This is a genomic window from Novosphingobium sp. BL-52-GroH, assembly GCF_044813085.1.
Taxonomy (GTDB): Bacteria; Pseudomonadota; Alphaproteobacteria; order Sphingomonadales; family Sphingomonadaceae; genus Novosphingobium.
Genome location: NZ_CP171151.1, coordinates 286,422 through 304,640 on the forward strand (window position 1 = coordinate 286,422; position 18,219 = coordinate 304,640).

Consider the following 18,219-nt stretch of genomic DNA (forward strand, 5'->3'; position numbering starts at 1 on the left):
AAAGATGTAGTAATGCAACGAGCGTTGCTATTCCGATTTTGCAATTAATGCGCCTGCCCGAGTTAATGGCAGATATTACAATATGCTTGGGCCGCGTTAAATCGAAAATAATTTTCATTGATATTTGGATGATGCTCGGCGGCGAGCGAAGACTGCGAACATTATTTAGGAATAGGATTATCATTTTTCCCTCCCTGCTTGCGCTATGCTGGCCTGCAAGGGGCTTAGCAGGTAAGAAATGATCCGCCGTGTCCCGGTACGGACATCAACCGTCGCTGCTAGGCCTGGCGTGAGTGCGTACCTCTTCGCGTCGGCGTCGATGAAGGCCCTGTCCAAAGCGATAGTTGCCACGTAAACCAGCCCCAAATCCTTGTCCTGGACCGCGTCGCGGCTGATCGAGCGAACCCGTCCCGGAACGGTGCCATAACGTGTGAACGGGAACGCCTCGATCTTGACCGCCGCATCCTGCCCCGCGTGAACAAACCCGACATCCTTGTTGAGGATTTTCGCCTCTACCTCGATCCCACCGCGGTTCGGAACAACCGCCATCAGCGGCTTTGCCGCTTCCACTACACCGCCCACGGTATGTGCATCCAGTTGCTGGATGGTGCCATCGACCGGCGAAACCAAACGCTGAAACCGGCTCATCTGCCGTGCCTTGGTAACTTCCTCTCGCCGCAAGATAGCGTCCGCCTCGGCCTTGGCCAGGTCCGTCAGCGCAGTGTGCCGCGCCTGTTCGCGCGCTTCGCGGCTTTGCTGCTCCAGCTTGCCGGCTTCGGCAAGACCTCGGCTGATCTGCGTCACTGCTACATCGCGATCGCCCGCCTCCTGACGCCGCTGCCTTTGCAGCTCCAAAAGCCGCTGGCCTGGGGCGTAGCCCTTGGCGTCAAGCCTATTCATGCGCTCGATCTGGCGATCGAGGATCGGAACCGTATCTGTTAGCCTCGCCACCTGAGCGCGAGCGGAGTCCGCATCAGAGAGCGCCGAACGACGGGCCGAAGATAGGCTAGCCGTTGCCGCCTCGATCTCGGCGAGCTGCGCGGCGATCAGACGCCGCTGGGTGTCGGCAATCTCCGGCGCAGTCCCTGCCGGCGCCACAAAATGGAGGCCCTGCCCCGACAGCGCATTGGCGATTGCTCGATTACGGGCAATGTCGAGTTCGGCCGAGGCCAGCGCCTTCTCCGCCTGAGCGAGATCGGCCCCTGTGAGCGTGGGGTCGAGATCAAGCAGAGCCTGCCCCTTGCGGACGACGTCACCGTTGCGGACATAGATCGCCCTGACCACGCCTTGTCCCGACGACTGGACAACCTTGGTGTTGCCGGTCGGGATCAGGCTGCCCGGCGCCGAGGCCACGACATCGACGCGCCCGAACACGGTCCAGGCAATCGTGATAGCAAGGCCGCCGAGCAGCACCCACGTCGTAACCCGAGCCGTCGGCGAAACCGGACGCTCGGCGACCTCGAGCGCTGCCGGCAGAAAGTCGGCTTCGCGCGTCGGGACGAAGTTCTTAGCCTTTTCCTTCTCGGCCCGCAGCGCTTCGCGCAGCACGTCCCAATGGTGACCCCAGGCACTCATGCGGCAATCCCTCCGCTCTGGCGGCGATGGAGGTCGGCATAGCGTCCATTCAACCGCAGGAGTTCTTCGTGGTTGCCGCGCTCCACAATGCGGCCAGCCTCGAGGGCGATCAGGGTATCGCACTGCCGGACGGCGGAAAGACGATGGGCGATGATGATCACGGTACGCCCCGCCGCCATCGCCTTGAGGTTGCGCTGAATGATCTCCTCGCTCTCGGCATCGAGCGCGCTGGTCGCCTCATCGAGAATGAGAATGCGCGGCTGATTGACCAGGGCCCTGGCAATCGCGAGACGCTGGCGCTGTCCACCGGACAGATTGGTACCGCGCTCCTCAACGAGGGTATCATAGCCCTGCGGCAGCTTCACGATGAACTCGTGTGCGCCGGCGAGCTCGGCTGCGGCCATCACTTTCTCGATCGGCATGGCCGGATTGGACAGCGCGATGTTTTCCCGGATCGTCCGACTGAATAGAAGGTTTTCCTGCAGGACGACGCCGATCTGCCTGCGGAGCCATGCCGGATCGATTTGGGCGATATCGACACCGTCGATGGTGACGCGCCCTGCCCCGGGCACGTAAAGGCGCTGCAGCAGCTTGGTCAGCGTCGACTTTCCGGATCCGGAAGAACCGACGATCCCGAGCGTAGAGCCGGCGGGAACAATCAAGTCGATGTCATCAAGGGTCCAGGGGCCATCCAGACCGTAGCGGAACCTGACGCTTTCGAAAGCAACGGCGCCCTTCAGCTGCGGCAATGCCACGCGGCTGCCGGTACCAGGCTCGGTAGGTTGGTTGAGCACGTCGCCCAGACGCTCGATGGCGATGCGCACCTGCTGGAATTCCTGCCACAGCTGCGCCATGCGGATGACCGGACCGGAAACGCGCTGCGCGAACATGTTGAACGCCACCAGTCCGCCGACGGTCAGGTCCTTATCGATCACCGCGCGCGCGCCGAAATAGAGGATCAGCACCATGTTGATCTTGGAGATCAGCTGGATCAGCTGGCTGCCAGTGTTGCCGAGATTGATGACCTTCTGCGAGGCGAAGCTGTAGCCGGCGAGCTGGCGCTCCCAGCGATCCTGCCACTGCGGCTCGACCGCGCCGGCCTTTACCGTCTGGATGCCACCAATGCTCTCGATGAGCAGGGCGTTGTTGGCTGCGGACCGCTCAAACTTCTCTTCGATCCGCGCGCGCAGCGGACCGGTGATGAAAACGGCGACCGCGATGTAGCAGGGGATCGTCAGGATCGAGATCAAGAAAAGCTGGGTGGAGTAGAACCACATCACGATCAGGAAGATGACCGTGAAGATCGGATCGACCAGTACGGTCAACGATGCGTTAGTGAGGAACTCCCGGATCGTCTCGAGTTGGCGAACGCGCATGGCGATGTCGCCGACCCGGCGCGCCTCGAAGTAGGACAGGTTGAGGCCGAGCAGGTGGCGGAACAGCTTTGCCCCGAGCTCGACATCGATCTTCTGGCTCGTCTCGGAATAGAGCCGGGTACGCAGCCATCCGAAGGCCGTTTCCCAGACGGACACGACGCCGAACCCGATCACCAGGATGGTCAGGGTGTCGAGGGTATTGTGGACGAGCACCTTGTCGATGACATTCTGGAAGAATAGCGGTGAGGCGAGCCCGAGAAGATTGATCCCCAGCGTAATAAGCAGGACCTCGCCGATCAGACGCCGGTACTTGACGATCTGCGGAATGAACCAACTGACATCAAAGGCCCGGCTGACCCCGCCAACGCCTTCGCGGGTGGTCACCAGTAGCAGCTCGCCCGACCACATTGCCTCGAGCGCGTCACGACCGATCTTCATGATCTGCGGCTGCACGCCGTCAACTGAGTGGCACGGCGGTTGGATCAGAACTTCGTCGTCCGCCACCCGGGCGATGACGAACCAGCCCGCGGGGCCATTGGCGAGCGCGGGTAGCGGCATCTGGCGCAGCTTGTCGAAACTGGCGCGCGACGATTTGGCGCGGACCTCGTCCTGACGCTTGGCGAGACGCTTGAGATCATCGGCATCGATCGCGCGGTCATGCCCAAGGCCGTGGCGCAGCTGTTGTGGATCGACGGCAATGCGGTGCAGCGCGAGAACCGTCGCGAACGCGAAAAGACCGCTATCGTCGCGCGGGGGCAGTGTTTCTGTCAGCTCGGGATTATGCATGTCATTCATCGGTTGCACCCCGGAGCGGAGTGATGGCGGGGTTCGATGGTCCGCTCGTGGCCAGCGGGTGCTCCCGGGCATAGACCGGCGGGACTACGACGGACGCCGGCTTCGCGCTGTGTGGCTGAGTGATGGGCTGTGGCTTGCCGCTCGGTGCAGCCAGGCCGTCGAGCGCGCGCACTGCCGCGCCCCATGGCACGCCGCTGCGGGTCTCTGCCTTTCGGGTGTAGATGGCCGGATCGTAGGTGCTGGCTCCCTGGACCAGGCGGCCGGCTTCCAGCTGGCCGAGTTGGCGCAGGAGGTAGGCTTGCGCAACATAGCTGTCGCGCTCGCTGGTCAGTACCGCGATCTCGGTTTCGCGCAGCGAGTTCTGGGCATAGAGCACGTCGAAGGTCGAGCGCAGGCCCTCGCGGTATTCCTCAAACGTCCCGTCGTAGTAGACCCGGGCTGCCTTGAGCTGGACGTTCTGGGTGGCAACGTTGCGCTCAGCCGTGACCCACTGGTTCCAGGCATTGATGATCGTCTGCACGACCTGCCGCCGCGTGGCAACGATCCGCAGCCGGTCCGCGCTTTCACGGTTCTCGGCCTGCGCGACCAATGAGCGAATACGGCCGCCGGCGATCAGCGGAATCGTCAGGGTTGCCCGGCCGGTGAAAGTCACATCCTGATCCCGACGGTGGAAGGGAATGGCCTCACCGTTTGTCCCGGCAACGCCCTGAATCGACAGGCTCGGACGACCCTCAGCCCTGACTACGGCGATCTGTCCTCGCGACACCCTGTCCTGCGCGATCGCCTGCCTCAGATCGGGGTTGGCGTGTTCCGCGCTCGCAAAGGCATCATCAATGGTCGCCGGTAACCCAGGCAGCGCGGGGGGCTGCGCGAGGGTGCCTGGCTCGCGGCCGACGATCGCCGCAAATGTCGCTCGACTGGATTCCAGTTCGGCGCGGGAGCCGTCGAGCTGCACCTGGGCTGCCTGAAGCTGGGTTTCGGCCTGCGCGATGTCGGTGCGGGTCAGTTCCCCCGCCTCACGGCGCGCCGCGACTTCATCCAGCATTTTCTCAAGAACACCGACGTTGGTCTCGCGAATGGCCACGACCCGGCTGCCCCGGCGTACATCGCTATAGGCGGCGATCAGGTTGACCAGCATGTCGCCTTCATCGCCGCGCAGCGCTTCGCGCCCGGCTTCGATGCCCGCGCGGGCACTGGCGATCGCGCTACTGATACGCCCCCCGGCATAAAGGGGCTGGTCGGCGATCAAGCTGGAGGCGAGGCTGTTGCGCTCGATGTGGGGATCATTGAGCCGATCAACCAGCGGCCGGGATGCCTGGGTGGTACGCCCGGGCAAGGTCAGGTCGTACTGGCCCGAGACCTGGAGATCGACCGTGGTGCGGGCGCGGGCCAGGGCGAGGCCAAGCTCGTCGTCCGTGGCGCGCAGGTCGTAACGCGCCGCGGCAAGCGAGGGATTGGAGACATAGGCCTGCACCACCGCAGCCGCTAGGCTGTCATTCGGCACCGGCTCGATCGCTTCCGCCCCTTCAGGAGCAGAAGGCAGCGATCGATCCGCGGAGGGGATAGTTACAGCTTCGCTGCGCCCAGAAGCCGCGTAGAGGCCCTGAACTGGTGCAAGCAGAAGTGTGGCAAACGCAAGTTTGCCCTGAACAGGAAAATGCATGGTAGCGAGGACTGCCCATCCGCCAAGTCGAGCAAACCACGATAAGGTAGCTCAGGCGCGTGGTCGCATCCGCCTGAGCATGGAGGAGGACGCCGTTACGGGCGCCGCTTATGGCCTCGCTATCCGTCGAGCAAACGCTGACGGCTGACACGGCGGGCGCGAAACAGTGCTATCGCAGCGCTGCGGTCGCAAAACCTGAACGTCATAAAATACCCCGATACCCCTATTGATAATTGCTCGCATGTTTCGCGAAGCATTTCAATCGGAATATGGCGAACTGCTGCTCCCACCGAGGGCCTTGCAAAATTTTAATCGGCCGGCACTGATCGCGGTAAATTCAGGCCGGACACCGCCCAAGAAGACCTGTCGCTGTACGCATTATTGTGGAGCGGCGTGCAAAATTGACCCCCTTAGCGGGGTGATCGGCGTCTAAAATTGACCCCCTTCATCTCATCATGAGAAGCGCCGCCGTTTGGGTTCCGGACGGCGGGTACAGGGATGTTGGTTGTGGAGACGATTACGAGGATCCGTCGGGAGCACCGGGACGGGAAGCCTATCAAGGCGATAGCCCGGGATTTGCGGCTGTCGCGCAACACGGTGCGCAAGGCGGTCCGGGCACCGGACGCGGACGCCAGTTACGAGCGTAAGGAGCAGCACCGGCCGCAGACCGGACCTTTCAGTGCTCGTCTCGAAGAATTGCTCGAGCAGAATGAAGGGTTGCCCCGGCGTGACCGGCTTCGCATGACGCGGATCCATGATCTGCTTCAGCGCGAAGGGTTCGGCGGCTCCTATGACGCTGTGCGGCGCTATGCCGCGCGCTGGAAGCGTGAGCGTCGCGCCGACGCCGGCGATATGGGGAAGGTGTTCATCCCGTTGATGTACAGGCCAGGCGAGGCTTACCAGTTCGACTGGAGCCACGAGGACGTCGAGATCGCGGGCAAGCCGATGCGGGTGAAGGTCGCTCATATGCGATTTTGCTGGTCACGGGCGCCCTTCGTCCGCGCCTATCCCCGCGAGACGCAGGAGATGGTCTTTGACGCTCATGCCCGCGCCTTCACCTTCTTCGGCGGGGTTCCGACGCGCGGCATCTACGACAACATGAAGACTGCGGTGACGACGGTCTTCATCGGCAAGGACCGGCTGTTCAAGCCGCGCCTGCGCTTTGCCAGCCTTGAAGAGTTGAACATCTGGCTGGAAGCCGAGTGCAGGCGCTGGGCAGAGCGCAACGGGCATCCTGATCTGGATATGACGGTCGCACAGGCACTGGAGGCGGAGCGGCCCATGCTGCAACCGCTACCCACCCCGTTCGACGGGTTCTTCGAGAGCGAGCACGTGGCGAGTTCGACGTGCCTGGTGAGCTTTGATCGCAACCGGTATTCGGTGATGGCAAAGGCGGCGCATCAAACCGTCCAGGTACGTGCTTACGCAACGCGCATCGTAATCCGCTCGGATGGTTCGGTCATCGCCGAGCACGAGCGCGTCTTCGGCCGGAACCAGACGATCACGGACGCTTGGCATTACCTGCCGATCCTTGCGCGCAAGCCCGGCGCCTTGCGGAACGGCGCTCCCTTCCAGGACTGGGACCTTCCACCTGTACTCGCCCAGCTGCGACGCAAGTTGGGTAAGGGCGATGATGCGGATCGCCGCTTCGTGCGCGTCCTGGCCGCCATTCCTGACGACGGCCTCGAGGTTGTTGAAGCCGCAGTTGCCGAGGCCCTCAGCGCAGGAACGGTCAGCGACGAGGTCATCCTCAATATCCTGTCCCGCCGGCGTGAGCCTCGCGATACCCAGACCATGGACGTCGTCGTCAACCTGAAGCTCAAGCATCCGCCGATTGCAGACTGCGCCCGCTACGACACGGTGCGAGGCCTCAATGCAGCGGCATGAGATTGTGGCAGCCCTCAAGGGGCTGGGGCTCAAGGGCATGGTCACTGCCTTCGATGACGCTGTCCCCAATGGCATCCGCCGCGACAGAACGATCATGGAGATGCTGGCGGACCTGCTGCGTGCCGAGACTGCACATCGGGAGGCGGCGTCGATCCGCTACCGGATGACGGCGGCGAAGCTTCCGGCAATCAAGGACCTGGATGGGTTCATGTTCGACGGAACGCCGATCAACGAAGGGCTGATCCGCTCGCTGCATGCCGGCTCCTTCCTGCCGGAGCGGCGCAATATCGTGCTGGTAGGCGGAACGGGCACGGGCAAGACCCATCTGGCGCTCGCCATCACTGCCGCAGTGGTACGTGCCGGCGCCAGAGGCCGATACTTCAATACGGTCGACTTGGTGAACCGGCTTGAGGAAGAAGCACGTCTGGGCAAAGCGGGAAGTCTTGCTGCTCAACTCTCACGGCTTGATCTCGTTGTGCTCGATGAACTGGGATATCTCCCGTTCGCCCGTTCCGGCGGCCAGATGCTCTTCCACCTGATCAGCAAGCTCTACGAAAAGACCTCGGTGATCATCACGACCAATCTCGCCTTCGGCGAATGGCCGAGCGTCTTCCACGACGCCAAGATGACCACCGCGCTCCTCGATCGCATCACCCACCATTGCGACATCATCGAGACAGGCAACGACAGCTGGCGGTTCAAAAACCGGAACTGAGCCCAAAACCCCTTCCCCCGGACCCCCATCCCCGGCGGTTAACCCGGTGGGTCAACAGGGACCTCCCACGGACGCCGCCGCCAGCACACCTGACGGTGCGCGTCGTCGTCCGTGGGCCCCTCCTATCGACTACCGGGATAACCGCCGCGCTGCCGAAAGGTGGGGTCAATATTGAGCGCCGATAGGGGGTCAGTTTTGCGCGCCGGTTGACATGATGATGAATTGAGCTGATCTATGCGTACCGATGTTGTTCGTACCTACAAGGACATCCACAGCTGGGTCGGGATCATTTCCGGCCTTGCTCTCTTCATCGCCTTCTATGCGGGCGCGATCACGATGTTCGAAGAGCCGTTGCAACGCTGGGCCTCCCCGCCCCCCGCGATCGCGGCACCCCCGTCTCTGGAGCGCACGCCAGAGCTCGTCGAAAAGCTTCTGGCCGCCTACCCAGATGCCGCGAGGAGCTACAAGGTCTTCCTCGAGACGGGCCCCGAGCAGCCGGCGCGCGTCAGCTGGTCGACCGGCACCCGCGGCAAGCCGGGTATCACTTACTATGCGACACTCGCCGAAAATGGTGCATTGGAAGTCTCGACGCGGGAGCCGTTGGCTGTGGCGCAACTTGTCGATGTCCTGCATCAACAGGTCGGCTTGCCTTTCGAGCATGAGATATCTATGCCGATCATGGGCGCGATCGCACTCCTCTATGCGGTGGCGCTCGTTTCGGGCGTCGTCTGTCTTTTGCCGAGTCTGGTGAAGGATCTGTTCGCACTGCGCCTGGGGAAGAACGTCAAGCGGATGTGGCTCGATCTTCACAACGTTCTGGGTCTCTTCAGCCTGCCCTTCCACATCGTCATGGCCGTCACGGCGGTGATCTTCGCCTTCCATGACGAAATCTATCTGGCGCAGGGCACTGTGCAACGGGTCGGGGCCCCTACAGTGGAACGCCGCGGACCGCCGCCGAGCGGCAAGCCTTCCGTGCTAACGGCTTCCGACATGAACGCCGTGAGATCGGCGCTGCCACCGGTGGAACTGGCACAGCGGATCGAGAGCCAGCTCCCCGGCTTCAATCTTCGTGCCGTCAGTTACGAATATAATCGCGAGGAAGGTCCGCATGGACACATCATGGGAACGGACCCGCGCTACGGCATGCGCGGCCCGACTTATGGCATGGGGGAAGTGGATACGCGAACGGGCAAGCTGATCGAAGCCGACTATTTGCTGGGCAAGCAGGATGCATGGTTTGCGACGGTCACGAGCTTCTTCGCTCTCCATTTCGGCAATTTCGGAGGGCCCACGGTCCAGTGTTCCTACTTCCTGCTCGGTATGACCGGAGCATTCATTTTCTATTCCGGAAATCTGCTTTGGATTGAGAGCCGACGGAAGAAGGAGCGTAAGGCCGGTGCGGTGGAACAGACACGCGCAACGCGGATTCTTGGCGCACTCACCGTGGGCGTACCGCTCGGCTGCATCGCCGGCATTTCGATCACGATTGCGGCTGCCAAATTCCTGTCCGGACTAGAGGACCTCGCCACGTGGCACAGCAGGATTTATTATGCAGTCTTCCTTCTTGCAGTTGGTTGGGCATTTGGGCGCGGTGCGGCGCGGGCCGGCTCTGAACTGCTGTGGTTCGCCTGCGCGGCCACGGCAACCATCCCGCTCGCCAGTGCGCTCGGCGGATACTTTGGCGGCTGGAATCATGGCGACGCGACACTGCTGGTGGACCTGACTGCAGCTGTGGGGGCGCTCGCTTTTGCGGTAATGGCTGTGGCCGCACGACGCAGGGCCGTGGCGGGATCTAGGGACAGCGTCTGGTCGATCCGACGCGTCGCAGCAACCCGGGCGTAACACTGACATCGTGGCTAATACTCGAGTCGGCGGCAGGGCAGCGAACTGTTCACCCTAAGGTCCTGGAGGCTATTCGGGCGGACGAAAAGTTCAATCGTGCCTAGAGATCTTAGCCCAGAGTCTCGCGCCTTTAGCGCGTAGTGCGGAAAATCAGACCGACTGCCATCAAGAAAATCGGCCGCACCCTTTCCCCCTCAATCTAAACTGAGACGGTGTCCTACACGCGGGCTTCACCGTCTGGCTACTTTTGATTTATACGTCGTGCGGGATGTAATCATATCCTGTAACCGCGCTGTCGGAGCGCAGCTCTAACGTAAGCAGGGCCATGATCTCCTCGCTGTCGCCGCTGACCGTGGCGCTAAATTCGACGCAGTCGCTCTCCATTCGCTGCTGAACGGCTGCGACCCTCAGACCGGCACTCGACAGGCGTTCTCGAAAGTCCTGCTGCGATATCAATGCCGACCGCAGGAAGCGGATCTTCACATTTGCGTAACGGCGCTGGGGTAAGATGGCCTCAGATGCACGCACGGCCGCCAAGACACTTACCGTGGCCACCGCCCCGCCAATTGCCAGCGCGTAGAAGCCGACACCAAATAATATGCCAAGCGACGCGGTCATCCACAGGGACGCGGCGGTAGTCAGGCCGCGAACGCCAAAGCCTTCGCGGAAGATTACACCGCCGCATAGGAACCCGATGCCGGTCAGGACGCCATGCGCCATGCGGACGGGATCGATCCTTATGATCTCGCTCGGAGTGTCGCTCAGCCACCGCACCTGATGGACGGCCGCAAGCATGAGGAGCGCGCAGGACAGGCTGACCAATATGTGAGTGCGAAATCCCGCCGGGCTTGCGCGATATTCCCGCTCGGCGCCGATCAGCCCGCCAGCAATAGCCGCGCCCAGAACTGGAAAGGCAAGGTCCGGATTGAATATATTCATCCGGCACATAAGCTAATAGGCCGTCAAATAGTTCCGCATGCAAGCGAACTCAGCTATGGCGTTGGCGGTCAGGCATATCTGGCGATAATCAACGTTTCGCTTCGCTCTGTGCAGCCGTTAACACGCCTGCATCGTTGGCACTTAATGCAGCAAGTCACTTCGGCACCTGACCCGTATATCCTCATATTAACTAGCGCTGGGCTTTTGATAGCGCTGGTCGCTTGGCTCCCTCTGGCCCTCAAGCGGCTCCCTTTGTCGCTGCCCATCGTGTGCATCGGCATCGGGGTATCGATATTCTCCGTGCCGGCGGTCACACTGCGGCCCTTGCCGCTCACCTATCCAGAGGTAACCGAGCGCTTCACCGAGCTTATCGTGATCATCGCGTTGATGGGTGCTGGACTGAAGCTGGACCGACCCTTCAGTTGGGCAAAGTGGAATATCACCTGGCGGCTGTTGGCCATCACAATGCCCTTAGGCATCTTGGCGATCACTGCCATCGGCGGGTTGTGGCTCGGCCTGTCATGGGTGGCGGCATTGCTATTGGCCGCTAGCCTGGCACCCACCGATCCTGTCCTTGCTTCGGACGTCCAGGTGGGTCCGCCCAAAACGGGCGAAGAAGACGAGGTGCGCTTCGGACTTACATCCGAAGCGGGACTGAACGACGGATTCGCGTTTCCATTCGTGCATCTCGCCATAGCGCTTGGGCTCGCGACGACGACGGGAGAGCCATGGGCGAAACAATGGCTGTTGCACAACGTTCTGTGGGAAATTTCCGCCGGCGTACTTGGCGGCTGGCTGATCGGCAGATTGTTCGGATGGCTTACTTTCCACGTTTCCGCGGACTCGAGATTATCCAAGACAGGCGACGGATTGATCGCGATCTCCGCGACTTTCGTATCCTACGGTGTCACCGAGCTTTTGCACTGTTATGGCTTCCTGGCAGTGTTCGTAACCGCGCTGACGCTGCGTCGATCGCACCGGGACCATGAGTTCAACCGGCAAATGCATGACCTGACCGAACAGGTTGAGCGGCTCGCGATGATGGTGCTGCTCCTACTGTTTGGCGGCGCGTTGGTAAGTGGCTTGCTTGAGCCGTTGCAATGGGTGGACGTGGCGGCGGCTGTAGCGATCCTGCTGGTCGTTCGACCGGTCGGCGGCATGATTGCGCTCTTGGGGTTTGGGGCAAGTCAGGCAGAAAAGAGAACGGTCGCGTTCTTCGGGATTCGCGGGGTGGGATCGTTCTACTACCTCGCTTACGGCCTCAATCATCTAGAAATCGATGATGGCGCACGACTATGGGCGATTACGGGCTTGGTTGCGCTGCTGTCGATCCTGCTGCACGGCCTTACGGTGACACCAGCCATGCGGATGCTAGACCGACAGCATGGACGCGATCCGGACGCGGACGACGCGGTATGATTGTAACAGGGCCAGGCTTCGTAAGTGCCAATATACGTAAACTTCTGCTCGAACCGCACACCCGGCAGCCGCTTTGAGGCACCGGGCAACATAGAGTGCGGTCGTCGGTCATGCCGGCTATCGCGACCATCAGGTTGACTTTATTACGCTGACGAAGCTCGGCGCTGGATGATGCTAGGTCAAGCTGATCTGTATGGTCAGCACCTCGCCCTCATCCTCATAGGGGCCTATCGCCTGCCATCACCTCCCTGGGGCCGGCCCGAGGCGACCTGTCGGCAATCCGGCCGACCTGCGCGCTGGCGGCAAGACGATAGATCGGCTCATGAACGGTCGGACCTAGCGATCGCTATCGTTCAGGGGAGCCTCTCTGATGGCGGCTTCGTCCGAGCTACCGCCTACCGAAGCCGACCAGAATGCGTCGTTCGCCGGTCTCCAACGGCAATATCCGCCACAAACCGCCCACTGACCATTGCAAAATGGTTCAAGCCTGCCCCTTTATCAGCAGCGGAAAACGGCATTCCGGGATGCAGGCGCTCAGATTGGCAGCATTCATCATCGCGCCAATCATTATCACAACGGCTCCGACCTCATCGCGCAATTGTCTAAATCGGTCGCTCCTTGCGTGCCCGCAAGAACAACTAAAATGCGCCGCTGGCAAGCGGCGCATTCTTGGGATAGATTGTGCGATCAGTCCGCGCCGCTGCCAACCGGCGTGGTCTTTGGAGCCTTGCCATCTTCGACGCGGCCCTCGTTACGCAGATTCCGGCCTTCCTGCGCCTTCTTCTGGGCTTCGGAAGTCTTGCCGTGTTCGTTCAACTCTTCCTTGATGTAACCAGCGGCTTCCTTAGCTTTGCCTTCGATGCTCATCTCAACTCTCCTTCATATCATCTGCTTTCATAAATCCTTCCCCTTGCCGGTGGTTCCTGCAACAAGAAAAGAGCGGGTCGTACTGGGCAAAACGGATCGACAGCGACGCGATCAGCCGCAAGCACCGGGCCTGCTGGAAGATTTGGCGACGCCGCCCTGGCCACTACGGTTGCCGATCGCCTGTATCCTGATCGCGCCACCGCGTCCCTGTACGAACGCCGGGCGAGCCTCCCCTGAGATCCAACGTTACTCGATCGGCCAGCGCGTATCGACGCCGGTCTGCACGTCGGTTTCACCAGTAGGCGTCGGGGCGCCTCGGCGATCTCGCGGATCTGAGCATTAATGATGCGGTCGTCGACGAGGCCAGGCGACGGCGTCGACCGTCTCCTGGCTGCGCACCAGCCACAGCGAGCCGATGAACGCTACCACGCCGGCGACCAGGATCGCGGCGTTTGCGCGGCGATTCTTGTACATGGCCCACATGAAGCCGAGAATGATCACCGCCATCGCCGCAGCGCCAACCACAACCGGGTCTGGCTAAAGAGCATATGCGACGCGACATAGGTGTTGAGGTACCTCAGCGCGAACATCACGACCGTTGAAGCGGCTAACATCGAGGCGACGCCGCGATAGCTCATGCGCCGGTCTTTCCGTCAGATTGTGGGGCTGTGAAGGCAGGGCGCCCGGGCTGGTTGCGTTGCCCTCGACCCTTTACGAGACTCAACCGCCGCGGTGCGGACCCTTGGCCCAGTAGAGATGGCAAGGCGGAAGGTTCCACCATTCATAGCCGTGGCGCACGGCAGCGAAATAGCGATCGATCAGCGGCCGAACGGCAGTGCGCATCTGATAGGCCGCAAGCAATCCGCCCGGCGCCAGTGCCGACGCGGTCTCGCGCATGATTGCATCGGCCTCGGGAGCGTCTAGCGTCGAGAATGGCAGGCCAGTCAGGATGCAGTCCGCATGCGGAATGGCGAGGCTACCGAGATGGTGATTAACCTCTGCCGCCGAGCCGTGGACCACCTCGAGCCGCGGGTCGTCGCACTGCGCGCGCAATTGCTGGACAAAGGCCTCGCCGGTTTCGATCGCGACCAGCCGGGCATCGGGTCGCATGCGGCGCAGCATCTCGAAGGTGAACCGGCCGCTACCGGGGCCGTACTCGACGACGACATCGAACGCGGACCAATCGAGCGGTGCAAGCATACGGCGCACCATCCGCGCTGTTGCGGGGAATGCCGAGCCGACCATTGAGGGATGGCGGATGAATTCGGTGACGGCGACGAATCCCGTGTTCTTCATCGATGCCCCGCGGCTCCCTGTCTCGCTGTGTCCGCTCACTCCCTCACCCTGGATAGGGCGCGGCCTTGAGCAGTTTTGTCAGATGCGCTGCGTTCGCCGCGACCATGCTGGCGGTCTCGATGACTTTGTCGGGCGTCCGGTCGAGGTCCTTGAAATCTGTCGAGCCCATCGCCTCGCCGACCCAATAGCAGGCGGCGACCGCCGGGATCGTCCAGCCTACGTCGTTCAGCGCCTGGAAAAGCTGGGCCGAGGAGAAGTGGGCGCCATCTTCGTTACCGACGATCGCCGCTACCGCGACCTTGCCGTAGCTCGGCATGCGCCCGGCTTCGTCCGTCTCGCTCAGAAACGCATCCATCCGCTCGAGCACTCGTTTGGCCACGCTCGATATCTGGCCCATCCATATCGGGCCGCCAAAGATCAGGATGTCGTGCTCGAGGATCTTGTTGCGCAGCGCCGGCCAGTCGTCGCCATCACCCTCGTCCGACGTGACCCCTGCCTTGATGTCGAGCGCGGCGACGCGAACGGTCTCAGTGAGCGTGACTGACTTCTCCGCAAACGATTTCGCCAAGACCGCGATCATCGCATCGGTCGAACTCGTCTCGGCGGCATCGGCCTTGAGGGTGCAGTTGAGCGCAAGGGCCTTGAGCGGCATCGTCGTCTCCTTCGTTCCGGCTGCCGCTCGCACGCGATCATCCGTTCATCACGATGAGAACTCTTTGCGGCGACAAGGGTTCTTTGATGGAAAGGAGATTTCATGATGGTCGAGATCACCGATAGAATCCACGAGGACGCACTGCCGGGGCATGAGAGCAAACTCGAGCCTAAGCCCGAATGGCAGCCGCGATACCGCTCTTCCGATCGCCTGAAAGACAAGGTCGCGATCGTGACCGGTGCTGATAGCGGCATCGGTCGTGCGGTCGCCGCGCTTTTCGCGCGCGAAGGCGCGGATATCGCCATCGTCTATCTGCTCGAGGATGACGATGCTGCGGAGACAAAGCGCATCGTCGAGGCCGAAGGCCGCAAGGCGATCACGATCCGCGGCGATATCGGCGAGCGCGCCTTTGCGGACACGGTCGTGCAACAGACCGTTGACGCGTTCGGGAAGATCGACATCGTCGTCAACAATGCCGGCGAGCAGCATCCCGACGAGGACATAACCGACATCAGCGAAAAGCAACTGCGCCGGACGTTCCAGACCAACATCTTTGGGATGTTCTTCCTGGTGCAGGCGGCAAGACCGCATCTGAAGGCCGGTGCAGCCATCATCAATTGCACCAGCGTCACCATGTACCAGGGCAGCAAGGAATTGCTCGACTATAGCTCGACCAAGGGCGCGATCACCGCCTTCACCCGTTCGCTCAGCGAAAACCTCGTCGGCGACGGCATACGGGTCAACGCCGTAGCGCCGGGACCGATCTGGACGCCGCTCAACCCCTGCGGCGGAGCGAGTCCGGAGAAGCTAGAGCATTTCGGCGAGAGCACGCCAATGGGGCGGCCTGGCCAACCCAACGAAGTTGCGCCCGCCTTCCTATTCCTCGCATGCGACGACGCGAGCTACATGTCGGGACAGGTGCTCCATCCCAATGGCGGAATCATCGTCAACGGCTGATCGAGGACGCGAGAATGACCAAAAATCTCAAGAAGGGCGATGATGTCAGCTGGAAGAGCCATGGCGGCGCCGCCCATGGCAAGGTGGTGCGAAAGCTGACCATCCCAACCAACATCAACGGCCACAAGGTCGCCGCCTCAAAAGACAATCCGGAATATTTGATCGAGACCAACGAGGGAAGGCGCGCCGCGCACAAGCCCGGCGCGTCGCGCAAGTCCTGATCGCATGACAGGCATGAACGACCTCGGTTGCGACGTCGCCATCATCGGCGCGGGCACCGCCGGGCTCGCCGCCGAGCGCGCCGCGCGGGTGCAGGGCGCGAGTACACTGTTGATCGACCCGCTATTCGCTGGCACGACCTGTACCACCGTCGGCTGCATGCCGTCGAAGCTGCTGATCGCCGCCGGCAACGCCGCGCATAATGCGCGACAGGCAAGCGTCTTCGGCGTAAAGTCCGATCCCCAGGTCGACGGTGTCGCGGTGATGAAGCGGCTGAAGGCGATGCGAGCCGAGTTCGTCGAAGGCTTCAGGAAGCAGTTTGATGCATTGCCCGAAGGCGTAGCGCGAAAAAGCCATGCGCGGTTCAAAAGCGAAAGCGCGCTGGTCCTAGAAGACGGGACGACAATCACGACCCAGGCCGTCGTTATCGCCACCGGCGCGCGCCCTTCGATCCCGGATTTTCTGGATGATGTCGCCCACGCGGTCCTGACCAGCGAAACCTTGTTCGATCTCGACGACCTGCCGCACTCAGTCGGCGTGGTCGGCGCTGGTCCGCTCGGCCTGGAACTGGCGCAGGCACTAGCTCGGCTCGGTGTGGAAGTCGCGGTGTTTGACGAGGAAGAGACTTTGGCGGGGCTCGACGATGACGCGGTCGCGAAGGTACTGCAGGGCGCACTCAAGCGAGAATTTCCGATCCATCTGGGGGTCGGGTTGGCGGCAAAGACCGATGGCAAGGCGGTGGCGCTCAGTTGGACCGGCGCAACCAAGGGCAGCGCGACCTTCGAGCATATCCTCGCCGCAGCCGGCCGCCCGCCGGCCCTGGGAAATCTGGATTTTGAAAAGACCGGACTCGAGCTTGACGATCATGACGCGCCGAATGTCGATCCAACCACCATGCAGGTCGGCGACGCTCCGATCTTCATGGCGGGCGACGCTGATCATGAGCGGCCAGTTCTGCACGAGGCCCAGGCCGAAGGCGCTATCGCTGGACGCAACGCCGCGCGATTTCCCAAGGTCGAGAAAGCCGAGCGGATGGTGCCGCTCTCGATCATGTTCACGTCGCCGGCGATGGCGCAGGTTGGTAAGCTGCCCGAGTCTCCCTCGACGGTCCGCGGCTTAGCCTCCTATGCAGACCAAGGTTGGGCCAAAATGTTCGCGGTCAACGGGGGCTGCGTGACGATCCATGCCGAGACGAAGGACGGCAAGCTACTCGCCGCGACCATGGTCGGGCCGGCAATCGAACACAGCGCGCACCTGCTGGCGCTCGCCATCCAGAACGGCATGACTGCCGCCCAAATGCTCGCCATGCCATTTTATCATCCGACCTACGAGGAAGGCCTGCAACCGGCTCTGCGCGACATTTGCAAGGCGGTCGGCAAGACCCCCCCGATCGTGACGGGCTCATGCCGGGCGCCTGAGCCTCAGGAGATACCTTCGTCTGCCAATGCCTTACGAACGCTGTCGCGCGCCATGAGTCGGTCATAAAAGGCGGTCAGCCTGGCGGGGACAGGGACGTCTGCCTTGGTCTTGGCCCAGAACAGCATGACGAACAGATAAGAGTCTGCGATAGTGAAGCTATTGCCCAACACGAAATTCTGGCCGGCCAGCACCTCTTCGAAAAGGGAGAAGCGCTCGCCGAGTGCATCCTTCGCCTTGGCTTTGTCGTCATCGGACGCATCGGGCGTGAAGAACGGCTTGAAGCCTTTGTGCAACTCGCTCGAAATATAGGCCAGCGCCTCAAGCGTGCGGAACTTGGCCATACCGCCCGTCGGGACAAGCTGACCCGCCCTATCGGCGATGTAACTCAGGATCGCGATATTCTCGGTCAGCACGCCGCCATCATCGAGACCCAGCGCCGGCACATAGCCCTTGGGATTGATGTCGGTGTAGCTCTTGTCGCTTTCGGTGGCCTTGGCCTTGAGGTCGACCTTTTCGGTCTCGAAGGGAAGCCCGCTTTCGATCAGCGCGATATGGTCGGCGAGGCTGCAGGCGCCCGGCGAATAATAGAGCTTCATAG

General features: G+C 61.9%; 17 protein-coding genes. 7 read left to right on the forward strand and 10 right to left on the reverse strand.

Annotation, left to right across the window (positions count from 1 at the left end; all coding sequences use genetic code 11):
- Positions 1-180: 180 nt before the first annotated feature.
- Genes ACFFDA_RS11410 through ACFFDA_RS11420 form a run of 3 tightly spaced genes read right to left on the reverse strand, consistent with a single transcriptional unit; the run spans position 181 to position 5,409 of the window.
- Entirely contained in the window at positions 181-1,575 is a 1,395-nt protein-coding gene (locus ACFFDA_RS11410; protein WP_404478782.1) for an HlyD family type I secretion periplasmic adaptor subunit, read from the reverse strand.
- Positions 1,572-3,737: a type I secretion system permease/ATPase gene (locus ACFFDA_RS11415; protein ID WP_404479243.1), complete on the reverse strand. Its 2,166-nt coding sequence runs from the start codon at positions 3,735-3,737 to the stop codon at positions 1,572-1,574. The genes ACFFDA_RS11410 and ACFFDA_RS11415 overlap by 4 nt, the downstream gene beginning before the upstream one ends.
- A gap of 1 nt (position 3,738) precedes the next feature.
- The gene (locus tag ACFFDA_RS11420; RefSeq protein WP_404478783.1) at positions 3,739-5,409 is read right to left on the reverse strand and encodes a TolC family protein; all 1,671 of its coding nucleotides are present in this window, start codon (positions 5,407-5,409) and stop codon (positions 3,739-3,741) included.
- A gap of 498 nt (positions 5,410-5,907) precedes the next feature.
- Between ACFFDA_RS11420 and istA the strand changes: the two genes are divergently transcribed.
- From istA to ACFFDA_RS11435, 3 genes are all read left to right on the forward strand, one after another.
- Entirely contained in the window at positions 5,908-7,296 is a 1,389-nt protein-coding gene (istA, locus tag ACFFDA_RS11425; protein WP_404478784.1) for an IS21 family transposase, read from the forward strand.
- Entirely contained in the window at positions 7,283-8,011 is a 729-nt protein-coding gene (gene istB, locus ACFFDA_RS11430; protein ID WP_404478785.1) for an IS21-like element ISSsp4 family helper ATPase IstB, read from the forward strand. The genes istA and istB overlap by 14 nt, the downstream gene beginning before the upstream one ends.
- A gap of 234 nt (positions 8,012-8,245) precedes the next feature.
- Positions 8,246-9,853, forward strand: a complete 1,608-nt coding sequence (locus ACFFDA_RS11435) for a PepSY-associated TM helix domain-containing protein (protein ID WP_404478786.1) — start codon at positions 8,246-8,248, stop codon at positions 9,851-9,853.
- Positions 9,854-10,105: 252 nt separating this feature from the next.
- Here the strand turns inward: ACFFDA_RS11435 and ACFFDA_RS11440 are convergent, their stop codons facing one another.
- Positions 10,106-10,792, reverse strand: coding sequence for an MgtC/SapB family protein (locus ACFFDA_RS11440; RefSeq protein WP_404478787.1), 687 nt, complete (start codon positions 10,790-10,792; stop codon positions 10,106-10,108).
- Positions 10,793-10,936: 144 nt separating this feature from the next.
- Here ACFFDA_RS11440 and ACFFDA_RS11445 point away from each other — a divergent pair, with 144 nt between their 5' ends.
- The gene (locus tag ACFFDA_RS11445) at positions 10,937-12,211 is read left to right on the forward strand and encodes a cation:proton antiporter (protein ID WP_404478788.1); all 1,275 of its coding nucleotides are present in this window, start codon (positions 10,937-10,939) and stop codon (positions 12,209-12,211) included.
- A 687-nt stretch (positions 12,212-12,898) separates the two neighbouring features.
- Here ACFFDA_RS11445 and ACFFDA_RS11450 read toward each other — a convergent pair.
- The 5 genes from ACFFDA_RS11450 to ACFFDA_RS11470 all read right to left on the reverse strand — a co-directional run bounded on the left by ACFFDA_RS11450 (position 12,899) and on the right by ACFFDA_RS11470 (position 15,026).
- Positions 12,899-13,078: a hypothetical protein gene (locus ACFFDA_RS11450; RefSeq protein WP_404478789.1), complete on the reverse strand. Its 180-nt coding sequence runs from the start codon at positions 13,076-13,078 to the stop codon at positions 12,899-12,901.
- 339 nt (positions 13,079-13,417) lie between these two features.
- Complete coding sequence (locus tag ACFFDA_RS11455) at positions 13,418-13,585, reverse strand: hypothetical protein (protein WP_404478790.1); 168 nt, start codon at positions 13,583-13,585, stop codon at positions 13,418-13,420.
- Positions 13,576-13,716: a hypothetical protein gene (locus tag ACFFDA_RS11460; protein ID WP_404478791.1), complete on the reverse strand. Its 141-nt coding sequence runs from the start codon at positions 13,714-13,716 to the stop codon at positions 13,576-13,578. The genes ACFFDA_RS11455 and ACFFDA_RS11460 overlap by 10 nt, the downstream gene beginning before the upstream one ends.
- A gap of 82 nt (positions 13,717-13,798) precedes the next feature.
- Positions 13,799-14,374: a class I SAM-dependent methyltransferase gene (locus ACFFDA_RS11465; protein WP_404478792.1), complete on the reverse strand. Its 576-nt coding sequence runs from the start codon at positions 14,372-14,374 to the stop codon at positions 13,799-13,801.
- A gap of 43 nt (positions 14,375-14,417) precedes the next feature.
- Positions 14,418-15,026 (reverse strand): flavodoxin family protein, encoded by a 609-nt coding sequence (locus ACFFDA_RS11470; RefSeq protein WP_404478793.1) that lies wholly within the window; start codon positions 15,024-15,026, stop codon positions 14,418-14,420.
- A 105-nt stretch (positions 15,027-15,131) separates the two neighbouring features.
- On the opposite strand from ACFFDA_RS11470, the gene ACFFDA_RS11475 reads away from it, so the two are divergent.
- Genes ACFFDA_RS11475 through ACFFDA_RS11485 form a run of 3 tightly spaced genes read left to right on the forward strand, consistent with a single transcriptional unit; the run spans position 15,132 to position 17,687 of the window.
- Positions 15,132-15,983 (forward strand): SDR family oxidoreductase, encoded by an 852-nt coding sequence (locus ACFFDA_RS11475; protein WP_404479244.1) that lies wholly within the window; start codon positions 15,132-15,134, stop codon positions 15,981-15,983.
- 14 nt (positions 15,984-15,997) lie between these two features.
- Complete coding sequence (locus tag ACFFDA_RS11480; protein ID WP_404478794.1) at positions 15,998-16,204, forward strand: DUF2945 domain-containing protein; 207 nt, start codon at positions 15,998-16,000, stop codon at positions 16,202-16,204.
- Positions 16,205-16,217: 13 nt separating this feature from the next.
- Positions 16,218-17,687 carry a dihydrolipoyl dehydrogenase gene (locus ACFFDA_RS11485; RefSeq protein WP_404478795.1) on the forward strand — a complete coding sequence of 490 codons (1,470 nt, stop codon included), beginning with the start codon at positions 16,218-16,220 and terminating at the stop codon, positions 17,685-17,687.
- Here ACFFDA_RS11485 and gstA read toward each other — a convergent pair.
- On the reverse strand, positions 17,624-18,217 hold the full coding sequence (gstA, locus tag ACFFDA_RS11490) for a glutathione transferase GstA (RefSeq protein WP_404478796.1): 594 nt from the start codon (positions 18,215-18,217) through the stop codon (positions 17,624-17,626). The genes ACFFDA_RS11485 and gstA overlap by 64 nt on opposite strands.
- Between the last annotated feature and the right edge of the window lie 2 nt (positions 18,218-18,219).

Bases quoted from the DNA above. Each gene is read 5' to 3' on its own strand.
- ACFFDA_RS11410 (WP_404478782.1), bottom strand. From the start codon at position 1,575: ATGAGTGCCTGGGGTCACCATTGGGACGTGCTGCGCGAAGCGCTGCGG.
- ACFFDA_RS11415 (WP_404479243.1), bottom strand. From the start codon at position 3,737: ATGCATAATCCCGAGCTGACAGAAACACTGCCCCCGCGCGACGATAGC.
- ACFFDA_RS11420 (WP_404478783.1), bottom strand. From the start codon at position 5,409: ATGCATTTTCCTGTTCAGGGCAAACTTGCGTTTGCCACACTTCTGCTT.
- istA (WP_404478784.1), top strand. From the start codon at position 5,908: ATGTTGGTTGTGGAGACGATTACGAGGATCCGTCGGGAGCACCGGGAC.
- istB (WP_404478785.1), top strand. From the start codon at position 7,283: ATGCAGCGGCATGAGATTGTGGCAGCCCTCAAGGGGCTGGGGCTCAAG.
- ACFFDA_RS11435 (WP_404478786.1), top strand. From the start codon at position 8,246: ATGCGTACCGATGTTGTTCGTACCTACAAGGACATCCACAGCTGGGTC.
- ACFFDA_RS11440 (WP_404478787.1), bottom strand. From the start codon at position 10,792: ATGAATATATTCAATCCGGACCTTGCCTTTCCAGTTCTGGGCGCGGCT.
- ACFFDA_RS11445 (WP_404478788.1), top strand. From the start codon at position 10,937: ATGCAGCAAGTCACTTCGGCACCTGACCCGTATATCCTCATATTAACT.
- ACFFDA_RS11450 (WP_404478789.1), bottom strand. From the start codon at position 13,078: ATGAGCATCGAAGGCAAAGCTAAGGAAGCCGCTGGTTACATCAAGGAA.
- ACFFDA_RS11455 (WP_404478790.1), bottom strand. From the start codon at position 13,585: ATGGCGGTGATCATTCTCGGCTTCATGTGGGCCATGTACAAGAATCGC.
- ACFFDA_RS11460 (WP_404478791.1), bottom strand. From the start codon at position 13,716: ATGAGCTATCGCGGCGTCGCCTCGATGTTAGCCGCTTCAACGGTCGTG.
- ACFFDA_RS11465 (WP_404478792.1), bottom strand. From the start codon at position 14,374: ATGAAGAACACGGGATTCGTCGCCGTCACCGAATTCATCCGCCATCCC.
- ACFFDA_RS11470 (WP_404478793.1), bottom strand. From the start codon at position 15,026: ATGCCGCTCAAGGCCCTTGCGCTCAACTGCACCCTCAAGGCCGATGCC.
- ACFFDA_RS11475 (WP_404479244.1), top strand. From the start codon at position 15,132: ATGGTCGAGATCACCGATAGAATCCACGAGGACGCACTGCCGGGGCAT.
- ACFFDA_RS11480 (WP_404478794.1), top strand. From the start codon at position 15,998: ATGACCAAAAATCTCAAGAAGGGCGATGATGTCAGCTGGAAGAGCCAT.
- ACFFDA_RS11485 (WP_404478795.1), top strand. From the start codon at position 16,218: ATGAACGACCTCGGTTGCGACGTCGCCATCATCGGCGCGGGCACCGCC.
- gstA (WP_404478796.1), bottom strand. From the start codon at position 18,217: ATGAAGCTCTATTATTCGCCGGGCGCCTGCAGCCTCGCCGACCATATC.